Origin of the sequence: Prevotella sp. LCP21S3_D2, from assembly GCF_052118345.1 — a bacterium.
Lineage (GTDB): Bacteria > Bacteroidota > Bacteroidia > Bacteroidales > Bacteroidaceae > Prevotella.
This window is the reverse complement of the sequence record NZ_JBQKHJ010000031.1, coordinates 21,734-37,786: the sequence shown is the minus strand read 5'-3', so window position 1 is coordinate 37,786 and position 16,053 is coordinate 21,734. Positions and strand designations below refer to the sequence as shown.

Here is a 16,053-nt window from a genome sequence, read left to right as displayed (position 1 = left end):
CCGCCAGCTTCTTTCAGATTCCACCTCGCAGTGGACACCCTTGCGATTGGCTATACAATTCCCGCTATTAGGGCTTGTTAGGGACTTGCACCCATTAGAATAAGCTCATGCTGAGCATACAACCAAGAGTCGCAGACATTAAATACCATGTCTGCGATTCTTTTTATATCTACGAAACCATTTACCTAATTATATATAACTTACTAATTATTAGCACGTTAAGAAAATTAAAATATAAACTTTAGAAACGTAAGACATCAAAAGACAAATATTTATATTATATATCTTGCTGTTTATCAATGTGTTACATTCATCCAGGTAAATAGTATCGTAGATGTAGTAGCTTTTTAACTACTTATATCTACGAAACTATTTACCTAACATTGCTTATCTTACTGATATTAAGGCAATTATCATTATTATAATTTTATAATTAAAATCACGATAACTATGAAATAGTATATCAACGAGTAATATGTAACTCCTTGGTATTATGATAGTTACAAATTTAGCGTAAATGGTTTCGTAGATATAAAAGATATCGCCTACATTTTATTATCGAAAAGCACAAAACATAGTTAACCAAATCTTTTTAAACTATCATAATCTACGAAATCATTTACCGAAAATATTATAAGTGTTTAATATTCAGTACTTTAGGTATATTCTTTTAAAACAAAAATTATTTTTATAATTAGAATTTACTTAGATTATTTAATTAGGGATTCTGTAATGTAATGAAAACCAGTGAATTAGTAGATTACAAGTAAACGGTTTCGTAGATGTATGTAAACAGTTTCGTAGTTGTTGGTAAACGGTTTCGTAGATATAAGTAAACAGTTTCGTAGTTTTTTGTAAACAGTTCCGTAGATATTACTGATTTTGGATAGCTTTTCTATTATTATCAGAGCTGTGTAGAAGTCTTTTGAATATGGAAATTATTCTGAGAAGTATTTTGGTTACCTGAATCTCAACCTTAAATTCATCTACGAAAGTATTTACTTATAACTATGTAATGAGTTGATATACAGATGTTTATATATATAATAGTAAAGTAGTTTTTAAATAAACTATAGTGTTGAATATCATGCATGAAAAGTTTTGTTAAGTTTGTATTTAGCTAATTTTCAACGTGTTAACTAATTTGAGGTAAATGGTTTCGTAGATATTAATTCGTTTAAGTTGATTAACCGAAATCTACGAAACCGTTTACATTGTTTTCGTAAAGAACTGATTTACAAGGCATTATGTCTGTTTCTTAATTTTCTTCTTTATTTATAAGTTTCAATTATGTTTTTATAATCTTATGACTTTTGTAAATATTTGATACTTAACAGGTTAGCCGTGATAAGGTCAATGGTTTCGTAGTTATTGGTAAATGATTTCGTAGATTTTGGTAAACAGTTTCGTAGATATAAGTAAATGGTTTCGTAGTTTTTAGTAAACAGTTCTGTAGATATTCATTTCAATAGTGTTATATCCATTAATATCATTCTTTCCTATATCTTCTATGATGAGTTAGTTTTAGCTATAAATATTGATGTACAGACATGCTTACATGCAAACATGTTTAAATGTTTACATTAAATATAAGTCATTAGCTCCTGGCGTATCCTTCTGATTTAGCAAGAAAAGATATCATATCATGCTCTTTTAATAAAATAGAAATTAGTTTTATGGTATTTTCTTTTGGTATTTCTCTTATTTTCATTACCTTTGTTACTTGAAGCAACATATTATGTAAAATTCATGGTTAGAAGAAAAAGAAAAAACAATAATATGGGCAAGCTATTATGCTATATAGCCTTCGGTCTTGTCCTTACTTTTATTATCGGATTTGAAGCATATCGGATGATTTCATCTTATTTCATAAGGAGAGCATCTGATAAGCAATGGCCTACCCACGATCTTACCACTGGTGAATATTCTGGCAGCTATGATGGAATTGACATCTCGCGTCATCAGGGCAGAATTCATTGGGATGAATTGGGTAAAATCAAGCGCTTGCAATTTATCTATATAAAATCTTCAGAAGGAACAAACATTCAAGATCCGTGGTACGAATCGAATATCAAGAATGCCAGAGAAAGTGGCATTCCTGCAGGATCTTATCATTTCCTTTCCAAGGCTCCTGCAGCCTTACAGTTTGAAAATTTCCGTTCCGTATATGATAAAGATAAGCAAGACTTGCTCCCCGTAATAGATGCAGAGGATGATGGTACAAAGGGAATGAGTAAAATAGAGATTCAACTGTTATTAAAAACTTTCTGCAAACTTTGCAAGGTTTATTATGGACATACACCTATTATATATTGTAGCGAGAGTTACTTCAAGGATTATCTGAGTCCAGAATTCGATAATTATTATCTTTGGATAGCCAGCTATAATCATGAGCCTGTACTACCTGGCAAACCTCATTACGACATCTGGCAATTTAGTCGCCATGGAAGAGTACCGGGTATTTGGAATTGGGTGGACCTGAATAGATTTTCTAAAAATAGAAGTATAAATGATATCAGACTTAAATAAACTTCAACAAGAAGATTACGATTACTATTACGGATAACAACATGAAAACATGTTTCTATGTAAACAGGAAGTTGAGAGAGAGGAGATGGGAGCTCTCACTATTTATGCTATGTAGCAGAAGGGGCTCACATTTTTTCTGTGCTGGCCAGTTCCTAATAAATAAGGATTTCTCATTTCCGATATTCTTCGTACCTTTGCACCCGAATTTGAATCATGCGGAAAAATATAAGAGAAAATGAATTATAAAATGATGATGGCAATGGCTGGTTTAGGCATTGCTTTACCGATTTCAGCTGATACGGCATTATCGGACAGCAGCAAGGTGTTCGATATTGACGAAGTAGTGGTCGTATCACAGCCAAAGGAGGTGTTGCGTCTCCGACAGCAGGCACTCAGCAGTACATCGCTGAGTAGCTCTTTGATGAAAAAGATGGGAGTATCCGATTTACGTGATCTTTCCCGGTTTGTTCCTAATTTTGTAATGCCAAATTATGGTAGCCGTCTTTCTTCCTCTGTTTATGTCAGAGGAATAGGAAGCCGTGTCAATAGTCCTGCTATTGGTCTTTATCTCGATGGTATTCCGGTGATGAGTAAGTCGGCTTTTAATCTCCACAATTACCAGTTGAGTAGGGTAGATGTGCTTCGTGGTCCACAAGGCACGCTTTATGGTCAGAATACCGAGGGTGGATTGGTCAAGATGTATTCCCGTAATCCCTTCGATTATCAAGGTACAGATATCAGACTTAGCTATGGTAGTAAGTATTTTCGTAATGTAGAAGCAGCTCATTATCAGAAGTTCAATCAGCATGTAGCTCTTTCTCTGGCAGGTTTCTATGAGGGTCAGAAGGGTTTCTTCCGAAATACCAATACAGGCGACCGTTCGGATCAATATAACGAAGCGGGAGGCAAGATGCTTCTCAAGACCCGTTTTGATTCGGGTTGGAAGATGGATATTCTTGCTAATTATCAGTATGTTGACCAGAATGGATTTCCTTATGGAAAGCTTGATTTAGAGACGGGGAAGGCAGACCTTCCTGCTTCTACTTTCCCAGGAACGTATCTGAGAAATAACCTGATAACAGGTTTGAAACTGGGATATACCGGAAAGAGATATTATTTTACTTCCGTTTCCAGCTATCAGTATGTCAAGGACCGTATGTTGATGGATCAGGATTATCTTTCTGCCGACTACATGCATATCCTACAGGAACAATTGCAGAATTCCTTTACCCAGGAACTCTCCTTGAAGAGCAACAAGGCAGTGGGAGACTTCTGGCATTGGACAGTAGGTGGCTTTTTCTCCAAGCAATGGTTGAAGACCAACGGTCCGGTCTTTTTCGATGATGCGATGACAGCTCCGATTGGCAATGCAATCCAGCAGCAGATGTATACTGCCATTCATGCTTCGATGGTTAAGAAAATGATGGCGCAGGGAATGCCGGAAGTGGCAGCCAAGGCTGCTGCCAGTGCTGCCATTGAGAAGGCTGGAGGCATCAGCATGGGTGTCAGCATGGGTGCTCCTGGACTTTATCATACTCCGCAGACCAATCTCGGTTTCTATCATGAGAGTAATTTTGATATTACTTCCCGTCTGGTGGCAACACTGGGCTTGCGATATGATTATTTGCATACGGGCATTCATTATCAGTCGTCTGCCTATATGGCAATGACAGCAAATATGATGGGGCAGAAGGCTACCTATACGCTTAGAAGTGCTCTGGATGAAAAGACGAATGATGATTACAGCCAGTTCCTTCCAAAGATTGGTATTACTTATCGTATTGATGATCAGCAGAGTAATATCTATGCCAATATCAGTAAGGGTTATCGTGCCGGTGGCTATAATATTCAGATGTTCAGCGATATCCTTCAGACGGAATTGAATGCCAATCGTCAGCAGGCATTGCGTGGTGATTACGATGTCCCTCATACTGCCGAGGATTATGAGAAGGTGAACCAGACGATATCATACAAGCCAGAGGTTTCATGGAATTATGAAGTAGGTTCTCATCTCAATCTCTTCAATCATGCTCTTCATCTCGACCTGAGTGCCTTCTATATGAAGGTAAGAAATCAGCAACTCTCAGTGATGGCAGGCAACTATGGATTTGGTAGAATGATGGTGAATGCCGGCAGGAGTCATAGCTGTGGCATTGAGGCAGCTTTGCGAGGCCAACTTGCCAATGGTCAGCTCGACTGGATGTTGAATTATGGCTATACTCATGCTGTCTTCGATGAATATACTGACGGTGAAGGTGAGAATGCGGTTAGTTATAAAGACAAGCGTGTGCCATACGTTCCGATGCATACCCTTTGTGCCATGGCAGACTATCGTGTTAACTTCAACTCCAGTTTCTTGCGTAACATGGTTTTCGGAGCAAACGTAAACATGCAGGGCAAAACCTATTGGGATAATGCCAATACCTATAGTCAGGATGTTTATGCCGTATTGGGTGCTCATGTTGCCTTCGATTTCGGCATCCTGCAATTGAACTTATGGGGCAAGAACCTCACAGACACCAATTACAATACCTTTGCTGTAGACAATGCCGCAACCGGAAAGCGCGAATATTTTGCGCAGCGTGGCAATCCATTTCAATGTGGTGTAGATTTGAGTTTTCTATTTTAGATGATAATTGTCTCAACTCACTAAGAAACTATTTTTGCAGTAGAAGAAAAGACGCTCTGCAAGACAAAAGCATCAGAATAATCATGCTTTTGCTCTTGCAGAGCGTCTTGTTTATGATTCAATGGATTTCAATGATTATTTATTGAAACCGGTTATTTCTACGTATGGTGCCTGACCTCTTCCGTCCTCATCGCGATAAGATACCTTGATTATCTTGCACTCATCCGGCATCAGACAGAAGTAGTTGTCGCTGTAGATGACAGGCAGTATCTGCTCACCATCGCCACCTTTCAGGTTCAAGCGAATCAGGAGGGCAGGAACATTGCCAGTATTGCGGATCTCTACTTCTCCAATCCACTCTTCACCCTGCTGAACGAAGCGCTTGCCGCTGATGGCAACGGTTGCCTTAGGGAGTTTGGAGAGTGCCTGAAGGTTGTCTTCTTCCTTGCCTTGTACATAGAAGTTGTCTGAAATCATCTGGCTGTTCTGCTCCAGGCTCAATTTGATGTAGTAAACTTCCTCATCCGGTTCGCTAACGCTAACGGCATCTACGGTCTGATCTTCACCCACGTTCACTTCCTTGCTTTCTTCCTTGAGCAGCTTTCCGTACATATCAAAGATCTGAGCCTTGGCAACCAGACCATTCTTGGCACCACCAGCGAAGTTAACCACCTCGGCAACCTTCTTCACTGGGTTATACTGGATATGTAATGGTTCGCAAGCCTTCTTCACACCAAAGTAAGCGGCTGTTGGCTCAAAGTAGTAATCATAGGTACACCATACCATGCTTGGCCAGCAGGCATGACTCATCCAGATGAGCAAACCGAGACGGTCTTGCTGGGAAGACTCGTACATCGCACGGTAGCCATCATAGTTGAGCCACTGTGCCCACTTGGTAAACTGCTCTGCACTCTGAGGTTTGCCATAACGCTTTTCCATGATGTTGTTGAAAGATTCACCTCCCTGAGCCCCCTTCAATGTATAATCATGTTGTCCCCATGCATCGCTTTGTGGCCACAGATGTTCCGGTTCCATCATTCTGCTCAACGATTCGAAGGTAGGAACATTCGGCATACCTCGTTCTGAATGCAATTTATGACTCTGGTTAGCGAAGTAGAATGAAGGCGACTTCATCTGATAAGGACCATGTCCACTCACACCCAGGTCGGCTGAGCTAGGAATATATCCCAACTGTGGATGGATATCCTTCACCTGTTCTCTCAATACCTTGTCAATTGCTGCCGGAGGGAATCCCTCGTTTCTTCCGCAGTAGATTCCGATGCTGGCATGGTTGCGGATACGGGAGATGTAATCAGCTGAGTTTTCCAGGAACATCTTGTTGTCATCAGGATCTGGTCCGTCCCATGGGTTAGCCAGCCAGAAGTCCTGCCATACCATGATACCATACTTGTCGCATGCTTCATAAAGTTCCTCATCGCCAATCTGACCTACCCAGTCGCGAATCATGTTGTAGTTCATCTCCTTATGATAACGTACTGCTGCATCATATTCACGTCCACGATAGTTGAGGTTGGTTTCCGAGAATCCCCAGTTACCGCCCAGTGGGTTCAGTCGCTTGCCATTGATGTAGATCTTGGTCTGTGTCTCCAGGTCAGCATAGCTCATCTGTCGGATACCTGCCTTATAGGTTACCTCAGAAATCATTTCGCCGGAAGCCTTGTCTGATACCTTGAAACCGGCATCATATAAATAAGGTGAACCATAACCGTTAGGCCACCAGAGATTCATGCGCTGATTCTTGAGCTGTGGATAGTCGGTAGGAGCGAAGGAAATCTCACGCTTCTCGTTTGGCTGCAGACTAACTTCCTGCTCAAACTTGATCTTGCCGATATAACCAGCCAGTTTCACGGTCTTAGCCACGGCATCTGCATTCTGCAGGAAGACAGATGGGGTCATTGATGCCAGGGTGTCAGGCAAGTTCAGGGTTGATGTAACCACAGGATCCGAAACACTTACGCCATTGTCATGGGTAAGATAGACATCATTCCATATACCGATTTCACGACCTGGTGTATTGGTTATCCAGTCCCAGCCGATAGAAGCGTGGAAGGTAGGGTTGTCAGCACCCAGCTCTCCACCATTCAGGTCAGTGTTCTGGAGATTTTTCTGCTTCACAACGCCAAAGTGAGCATTTTTGATGACATGTACCTCCAACTTATTGGAACCTGGTTTCAACAAGTTGGTTACGTCGATACGAGAGCGGATAAAGGCACCATCAATTCTACCTATCTTTTCGCCGTTCAGTAATATATCAGCCTTCCAGTTGATACCATCGAAGTTGAGATAGGTATGCTGCTGCTTGTTGGCAGACGGCTTATGTTCGATGGTGGTACGATACCAGAAATCAGAGTTGAAGAACGATTCAGAAATCTGACGCATGTTGTCATCGAAGCGGTTATCAGGCACTGCCCCGATATTCATATAGCTGGTGAGTACAGTACCAGGCACCGTAGCCTGAATCCAGGCATCACTTCCTTCTCGGCGCAACTGCCACTGATTGAGCATCTGCTTGCCATTCTTTGAAGCCAGCGTATTGGCAGTTTCTGCACGCAGGCCACCCTTACCCATTACCTGCATTTCAGATAAGGCATAGTGTCCGGATGCATCCGGTTCGGTAAGCTGCAGTCTAACATATCTGCCATGACCTTTGCAAGCCACCTTTTCTATCAACCCTTTCTTTTTTTGCTGTCCCAGGGTTGCAATATCGCTCCAGTTCCTGGCATCATTGGATACCTGAATCTTGCCCTGGCGAGCCTTGTTCACCCAGAAGAGATTCACCTGGTCGAAGTCTGCCTCTGTGCCCAAATCTACATAGAGCCACTGAGCCTTGGCATCTGTTTTATTTGCCAAGCCCGACTTCCAGACGCTGGAGAAGTGCATGGACGGACGCCATGAAGTGGTGTTGTCGATGAGTTTGATACGCCACCAGGCAGCACCCGGCATAATCAACTCGATGCGTACATGTTCGTAGTTGCCAGGTTTCTTCAGCGGGATGGAAACATTTAATTTTCTAAGTGGGAGTTTCACTACGTCCTGGAACTTATTAGGGTCGGAACTAACCTGCTGCTTGGTAGCAACACCAGGAAGGTCAGAACCCTTTTCTTCTCCCAGGACTTCCCATTTCTTTCCATTGTGTGAGCCCATCACCCGGATGGTATAGCCTTGCGAAGCCTTATCCTTATAGAAAGCCAGTTCACCGGTAAATTCCAATTTCTTGAGATTCACCGTCATGGCTTCCCAGTTAAACTCTACAAATGCATTTTCACCTTTGATATATTGGCTCGTAACCGTATTGCCGTCAATCATTTTCTCCTTGTCACGGTTGGACAGTTCGCCCTCATTGGTTTTCACACTGAGGAACGAAGGAGCTTTACTGGTGATGATACCGTCCGTTACGAGATGTCCCGTAAGGTTGAAATCTGCATTGGATGAAGTATATACCATTCGGTTCAATGCTATGTTCCGATAGGTGTTGTCCTTCACCATTCTTGGAGCCGTAAATTGAGAAGGGCGTCCAGGATATTGTCCGATACCCCTTGTCCCGGCTTGATCATCAGCATACATCATGCTTAAGGATTGGCTAAGTAAGGCCATTAACACAACTGCTTTTTTCATTAGGTTATTAATATAATTATTTACTACATTTTTAGCTTTATTCTGCAAAGTTACAAAAAAAATGCATATCTGCTGATTTTTTATTGCACTTTTATGTTTTATTTCATCTTGCAGTCGGGTAAAACTTCCATACATCTCCTGCCTTCAGCAGTCTTGAGAATGCAGCCAATGGTCTTTCTGCCTATGTTTCTGTTTATAGGAACCAGATCCTTGTTGAGTACTTCTACGTAGTGAACACCGGAGTTTGGTACATCCATAGGGAGGGTACCCTCAGCTTGCATCTTGGAGTGTTCGAACTTTGACAAGTCGTCAAATCTTACATAGCGGTTTGACTTGCCGTCGATGAAACCTACACATACCGCATCGGCTTCTGTAGCAATGGAAGCAAAGATGAGTTTTTCGCCAGCATAACGCTTAAACTCTCTGCCACGTTCCCGCTGCAGCAGTTCGGCCATGGAAACCTTGCATACCCTGCCGCTCTCGTATACCAGGATGAGCCATCCCTCTTCTTCGTCTTCGTGAACGGCGAGCTTCAGTCGATAGTCTTGCCAGTCATCGTCATCCAGAACTTTATATTCATCGGTATCCATCAGGCAGATAACAGCTGTGACCGGACGATAACCTTCCTCATAGTCGTGGAGCACATTGTTTCGGAAACGCGAGGTCTGGATATGGTCGGTGATAGGAGCCGATTCCACGAGTCGGCTGCTGTTCTTTGTCTCCTTTTCATGTGGAGTTGGTTCGGCTGTTGAAGCCGGTGCAGAGGCAACAGCCAGATGCGGAATATGTTCTTCAGCCCATTGCTTTCTGATGGCGAGGAACTTATCTCTATAGTTCTCGTTTACCTTGCGTGCTGAAGTTCCCATACGCTCAAAATATTCGTAGCCCACAGAAATTGGGGTAGGGCATGGTTCGATGTCGATGATGAGCACGGCGTTGCTTACTTCCTCATCAAAGTGGGTATGCACATAGTGGGCCCCCTCCTGTCCGAGATAGTAAACCATTTTGTTGTTGACGTATGTTTCATATTTGTCTCTTGAACCCTTGAAGAGCGTATTCTTCAGGTCTTCTTCCAGACCCATTTCGTAACCGATATCTGATACGCCAAGATACAGATGACCGCCTTCGGCATTGAGGAAGGCACAAATCTCCTGCATGATCTTGATGGTCTGTGCCTCGACATCTGCTCGCATGGAATTTTCCGGGTAGATGATAGAGGTCTTGAATTCGGTATGGAAGTCTTCCTTGCCATAGTTCTTCTTGTTGGAAGAAGACTTCTGCAGCTTCAGCAGCGCACGGATTTTGTCAAGAATATCAACCGCCTGGGTGAGCAGTCCCGATTTCTTCACGAAGTTGTGGGAGAGTACGAGCGATGCCAGCTGCTGAAGATGTGGATCTTCCGTCAGGCTGCTCCAGCGATAGAGTTCCTCGTAATGTTCCTCACTGTCCAGGCAGCCGATGATGCGCAGCTGCATGAAGTCATGGCGCAGGATGGCATTGCGTTCAAAGAGTTCCGGTTCTGTCTCTGCGATAAGATTGATTTTCTTTGTATCCACCTTGTCCAGTGCAGCAAAGTCGTTGAGGAGTTCCAGTAGGGTAAGACGACTGTCGTAATAGCTGACGCGCTCCTTGCTGTCCAGCATGATGGCTAGTAAACGGCAGAAGTTGAGATAGTTGTAAGCCTTGATGTTGTCCTCTTCCAGTGTTGCCTTGGCATCGATGATTCCCATCAGTTCGGCTACGTATACCGGATTCATGCTGACGGCATTTTCCAGTTCATCTTTTTCTTCCTTAGGGTTGTATACCTCGTTGTTGGCATAGCCGCGCATAAGCTGGTGGAAGGCTTCGGTAATTCCGAATCTGCTTTCAGGAGATTCCCGCAGGAAGGTGGCATAGAGGTAACCGTTGCTTCCTTCCGTGATGTTATCCACCTCTACTATCATGCCCTTCTTCAGGTCGCTGAGTTCCATGCCGGGAGCTGGAGCCACGGAGACAGAGAAACCTTCGCTGCTGACAGCCGGAATGCGAGGCACGCCCGGCACCTGGTTAGACAGCAGACAGGTGAGACGGGAGTTGTAGAAAAGGTCGTTTACTCTCACGTCGTCTTCATATTCCGTTATCATGTCGTGCATGGCAAAGACATAGCTTCCGTCACTCTTTATGTCCTTTACATAGGCACGCAGCATGAGTGGCATTCCCTGATATTCAAAGGATTGGATATTGATTTCTCCAGGGTAGAAAGATACCACATCGTTCAATACATCGAGTGTACCTTCTCCCTCGCAACCATCTTCTACCACCTTACATTCGAAGACGTATTGTGCGGGCAGCTGTTTGGTAACGATGATTACGGTTTCATCGTCGATATAGAGTTTTCTGTTCTGTTTCTTGGATGTCTTGCGTTTTTTGGAGAAGAGAGAGTGGTTGATATACTCCCAGAGTTCCTTAAAGTGTTCGATGGTAGTACCCACCTTGCCTCTCAGTTTTACCGGTGGCTTTTCGTCAAGACGGATGGAAAGACCATGCCAGAGTCCCATTCGGGCAGAAAGCGGCATGTAGAGATTATCCCTGTCAAGGTCTTTTGGCTGGATGGTGATGGCCTGCTCGTTGACAGAAAGCAAAGCCATGTCACTCTCATATTTGGCGGGTTCAAAACTTTCTACGGTATCGTTGTTCTGCGAGCAGAGCATATTGGACAGTACGAAGGCATCATCACTGTTGAAAGGCAGGGCAGCATCAAACTCTGCCTGGGTAAAGAGTGAGAGAAAAGCTCTCTGTAGGGTCTTGTTTGGATCACTCACGTTCATCAGTGAAACCAGTCGGTAGAGAATGGCCTGATTCAGTGAAGTATCGTAAATCTTGTGGGTGGCATTTCTGCCCAGTATCAGTTCAATGATGAGTACCTGTATCATCGTCTCCTTAGTGGTTAGGTCGCTGGAGAGTCTGTCGGTCTGATTATAGATATTGTCTACGTATCCCTGCAGCAGTTTGAGCCATTGCATCTGGAATGGCTTTCTGTTCCATAGGTATACTTCCTGGCTGCGAAGGGTAGCAAGGATGGTATCGATATGCTTTTCCATCATCGAGAAGTCGAGCATGAAGATACATTGCATGATGCAGAACTGCTTGCGTGGATGATAGATGTAGGCGCAAGTAGAGAGGGTAGAAAGTATATGGCTGATGGTATCCTCTGCCGTTCCGCTTCTCAAGATTTCGATGGCTTGGATATAATAGGATATCAGTTCGATGATATCCGTGAATCGTTGTTCCAGCAGGATGCGCTCGGCTTCCTTGCAGCGTGGCAGAAGGCTCTCGCTTTCAAGGGCTTCCAGGCAACGGGCATGGATGTTCTGTAGTTGTTCTTGTAGTTCGTCTTGATTCAGACTGCTGGAAATACCGTTTATCCAGCGCAGGCATTCCAGGTCGAAAATGTCGGATGGGGTATCTCCGAGCATCAGTTTTCTGAATTCCGGTGTATTCCAGCTTTCATTGCCGATGATATCGCAGAAATCCTTGTCGGAGAGTGAAAATTCTGATTTCTCGGCGCCCAAAACATCTACCAGTTGTACTTCCATCTGTTTCTGGCGGATTTTGGTAATCCTGCATCTTACTCTTGGGGTAAGAGCAGCATTGATGACGGTATCTCGTTTTAGTATGGCCGTAAAACCGTATTGATCTTCCAGATGGTAGCAGTCACCTATGGTCAGTTTTATCTTGAAGTCTACCTCATCGTCTTCTTTATAATATTGCCTCATGAGGAGTTCTATGTTCTGGGCAATGAAAACCTTGCCCAGGTGGGTGGTTACCATCAGGCAGTTGAGGGTTTCTGGCATAGGTTGCCTTCTCTGGAAGTCAATCTGTGCTACTTTATAGATTCTATCTTCTACTTCGATGACGAATTTATGTTCTTCTTCATCTATTCGCAAAACCTTTGCTGTTATATTCTTGTAGTTGTTCATAAATTAATAGTTTTGATATGCGCTGCAAAGATACAATAAAAAACTGACTTTCCTCCTTATTTTCTGTTTTTTTCTTCCTCTTTCCCTCAGAGGAATAGAAGATGTGTCTATGATAACGAAAATGAGGATTATCTACCAGGATATGTGCTTATGTTGTATGAAAGCAGGTATATGTTGTCTTTTGATGGTAAGAAAGGTAAATAAAATATTCTATATCAGCGACATAAATTCATAAAAAACTTGGTGAAATCAAGAATTATGTGTATTTTTGCAATTGTAAAAAGTTTAAAAACTAACACTGGATAATACTAAATGGTGAGAGTAAAACATATATTATGGTTGTTTTTGGTTTCTTGGATGTTGATAGCTTGCCAGCAGGAAAAGCATGACAGAAGCGGGGACGATACGAACAGCTTGCTTTCCATTGAGGATTCGATGGAGGCTAACCCCCGGTTTGTCCGTCAGAAAATAGATGATGGAATGAAGAAGGCTCCGGATAGTCTTACCTATTATGAATATATGTCCAGACTGGGCAAGTTCTTCGTGCTTTCTTCTTCGCCGGATTCCATGCCCCTGTACATCAATCCGGTCGTAGCCTTTGCCGAGCATCAGCCGGAATCTCCTCGCCGAAACAGTCTCCTGGCTTATGCCTACAATTGTCAGGCAGGCAATTATCATAACTTTCATAAGAAGAGAGAAGATGTCATCACGCTCTATCATAAGGCATACGAACTGCTCAGGTACAGCGATTCCCCAAAGTTGATGCCGGATGTCTGTGCCAATCTGGGAGATGCCTATGTCTTCGACAACAACTTGCCCCAGGCTGCTCTTTGGTATCGAAAGGCGCTGTTCATAGCCGATTCTCTCCAAATGCCGAAGGAGCAGACCGCATCCCTGTATATGGGACTGGGACGCATCTATCTGCTGCTGGAAGACTATGAGGCAACCGTGAAATGTTATCAGCAGACCGAGAAGTATTTTTCTGATCTCTCGCTCAACCTGCAGGCTTATTTCCTGAACAATTATGGTAATTATTATTACTATACCAAGGATTACCATACTTCTCTGAAGAAATTTCTGATGTTGATGAAACTGCTGGAAAAACACGATAAGCATGAAACCTTCAGTATGTATCTCTGCAAGCTCAATCTGGCAGATGTCTATCTGAATCTCAATCAGTTGGACTTGTCAGAGAAGTATCTGGATGAAGCCGAGAATTACATGCGTAAGAATGCCGATGAGAGTGCCATCTACTATTGCAATACCATCCGTATCGGACTGGCAGTAAAGAAAAAAGATTGGAGTGCCGTGAGCCGGATACTGGCAGTAGAGAAATCGGATGACCAGATGGACTTCTCGTTGCGCCAGATTCGTCATCAGTATCTGGGAGAATATTATGAGGCTAGGGGCGACTATCGCCAGGCTTATCATATTATGAAGGCAGATGACCTGATGCAGGATTCCCTGGCACACAATCGAACCCATATGCGCTCCGTTGATATCATGCAGCGTTTTGCCCAGGACACCCTGCAGCTGCATCATCGCATAGCAATAGAACATAAGAATGTGGAGATCCAGCAGGCTAGAAGTTTTATCTATCTGATTGTGGGCATTCTCTTGGTTCTGATTCTTTCTGCAGCCTTGTTTGTGGTTCGTTATCGCAGAAAACAGGAGGCGGCTAAGCTCAATATCATGAACCTGAAGCTGAATAATGCCCGCAACCGTATCTCGCCTCATTTCGTCTTCAATGTCCTGAACAACAAGATAGTGAAATCTGATAAGGAGGAGGCAAACGAATTGCTGGAATTGACCAAGCTTATTCGGGCCAACCTGGACATGTCGCTCCAGATGCAGACGTCTCTCAGGAAGGAGCTGGAATTCGTAAGACAATATGTGCTGGTAGAGAGCAAACTGATAGAAGATGGCTTCAAGTTTGACGTCCAGATAGACGAAACCATCGACCTGGACAAGGTGATGATACCGTCCATGTTTGTGCAGATTCTGGCAGAGAATGCCTTTGTGCATGGCCTGAAGGGATGGGAAGGCGAGAAACGCCTCACGATACAGGTACAAAAGGGACAGAAAGAGGGTGTCCGTATCACGGTAGAGGACAATGGACCTGGGTTTGATGCTACCAGAATGGCATTTCAGCATCGTACCGGACTCAACATCATCCGCCAGACCATTGCCATCGTGAACGAACGCAATAAGAACAAGATAATTTTCCAGATGCATAACAAGGTAGATGCTGATGGAAAAATCTTGGGATGTCAGTGTACCTTCTTTGTACCTATAAATATAAAATACTAAAAAATAGTCAGATTATGTTAGCAGTCATAGTTGATGATAATAAGCAAGCTGCCCAGGATTTGGCAGAGCGTCTCGGTGATTTCGATGAGGTGGAGATTGGGGGCATCGCCCTCAATGGCATGGATGGATTGGCTCTAGTCGGTCAGGTCCAGCCCGATGTCCTCTTCCTCGACGTACAGTTGCCCGACCTGTCCGGTCTTGATTTTCTGGAGAAGATGAGCAGTCAGACCCACGGCAAATGTCGTGTCGTGATGTATACGGCGTATGATGAATATATCTTGCCTGCATTCCGCAAGAAGGCTTTTGATGTGTTGCTCAAGCCTATCGAAGATGCAGAGTTGGCAACCATCATGCATCGTCTAACCCATGAAGACGTCTTTGTGCTTCATCCGGACGAGAACAACAATCTCCGCAAGCAGAGTTCTAGGTTCCTGTTCTATACCAACACTTTGGATTTCAAGCTGATAGACAAGCGCGATATCGGACTCTTCCAGTACAATCATGAGCAGCGCTGTTGGGAGGTGGTGGTTGCCGGAAGCAAGAAGACCATCCGTCTGAAGCGTAATCTCAAGAGCGAGGCTCTGCTCGATTTGAGCGATCAGTTTGTGCAGATCAATCAGAAGTTCATCATCAATATGGATTATCTGATAGAGGTGGTAGATAATGTCTGCCATTTCTATCCTCCGTTTGATGCGATAGATTATGTGAAGGTGAGCCGCGTTTATCGCCGTAAGCTGATAGATCATTTTCATAGTTTGTAAAGCATAAAGCCTATGTCATACTTGAAACATACACCCGATCCCTCAAAACAATGGTTTGTTTTGAGGGCAACATATAACAGGCAACAGAAAGCTTACGATTATATCGTCAACAGTAGCAGTCATGCTGATGCAGAGGTTTATCTCCCTCTGTGGTTTAACGATTTTAGTTGACCACTTTTAGTTTTATTTGTAAGACGAGTTGACTCGGTTAAAACTTATTTATAATTCA

At 43.3% G+C, this 16,053-nt stretch carries 6 protein-coding genes; 4 read left to right on the top strand and 2 right to left on the bottom strand.

Going from position 1 to position 16,053, the window contains the following annotated elements:
- Nucleotides 1–1,779 precede the first annotated feature (1,779 nt).
- Both ACTQ16_RS14490 and ACTQ16_RS14485 read left to right on the top strand, forming a co-directional pair.
- Nucleotides 1,780–2,529, top strand: a complete 750-nt coding sequence (locus tag ACTQ16_RS14490; protein WP_441938041.1) for a glycoside hydrolase family 25 protein — start codon at nt 1,780–1,782, stop codon at nt 2,527–2,529.
- Nucleotides 2,530–2,764: 235 nt separating this feature from the next.
- Nucleotides 2,765–5,158, top strand: coding sequence for a TonB-dependent receptor (locus ACTQ16_RS14485; RefSeq protein WP_441938040.1), 2,394 nt, complete (start codon nt 2,765–2,767; stop codon nt 5,156–5,158).
- 135 nt (nt 5,159–5,293) lie between these two features.
- Here ACTQ16_RS14485 and ACTQ16_RS14480 read toward each other — a convergent pair whose 3' ends face one another.
- Nucleotides 5,294–8,773, bottom strand: a complete 3,480-nt coding sequence (locus ACTQ16_RS14480; protein ID WP_295348063.1) for a glycosyl hydrolase 2 galactose-binding domain-containing protein — start codon at nt 8,771–8,773, stop codon at nt 5,294–5,296.
- Between the two features lie 119 nt (nt 8,774–8,892).
- The gene (locus ACTQ16_RS14475) at nt 8,893–12,753 is read right to left on the bottom strand and encodes an AlbA family DNA-binding domain-containing protein (protein ID WP_441938038.1); all 3,861 of its coding nucleotides are present in this window, start codon (nt 12,751–12,753) and stop codon (nt 8,893–8,895) included.
- A gap of 357 nt (nt 12,754–13,110) precedes the next feature.
- Here ACTQ16_RS14475 and ACTQ16_RS14470 point away from each other — a divergent pair, with 357 nt between their 5' ends.
- Together ACTQ16_RS14470 and ACTQ16_RS14465 are read left to right on the top strand one after the other, a co-directional pair.
- A complete protein-coding gene (locus ACTQ16_RS14470) occupies nt 13,111–15,063 on the top strand; it encodes a histidine kinase (RefSeq protein WP_441938036.1) in 1,953 nt (650 codons plus the stop codon).
- Between the two features lie 14 nt (nt 15,064–15,077).
- The gene (locus ACTQ16_RS14465; RefSeq protein WP_441938034.1) at nt 15,078–15,824 is read left to right on the top strand and encodes a LytR/AlgR family response regulator transcription factor; all 747 of its coding nucleotides are present in this window, start codon (nt 15,078–15,080) and stop codon (nt 15,822–15,824) included.
- Nucleotides 15,825–16,053: the final 229 nt, after the last annotated feature.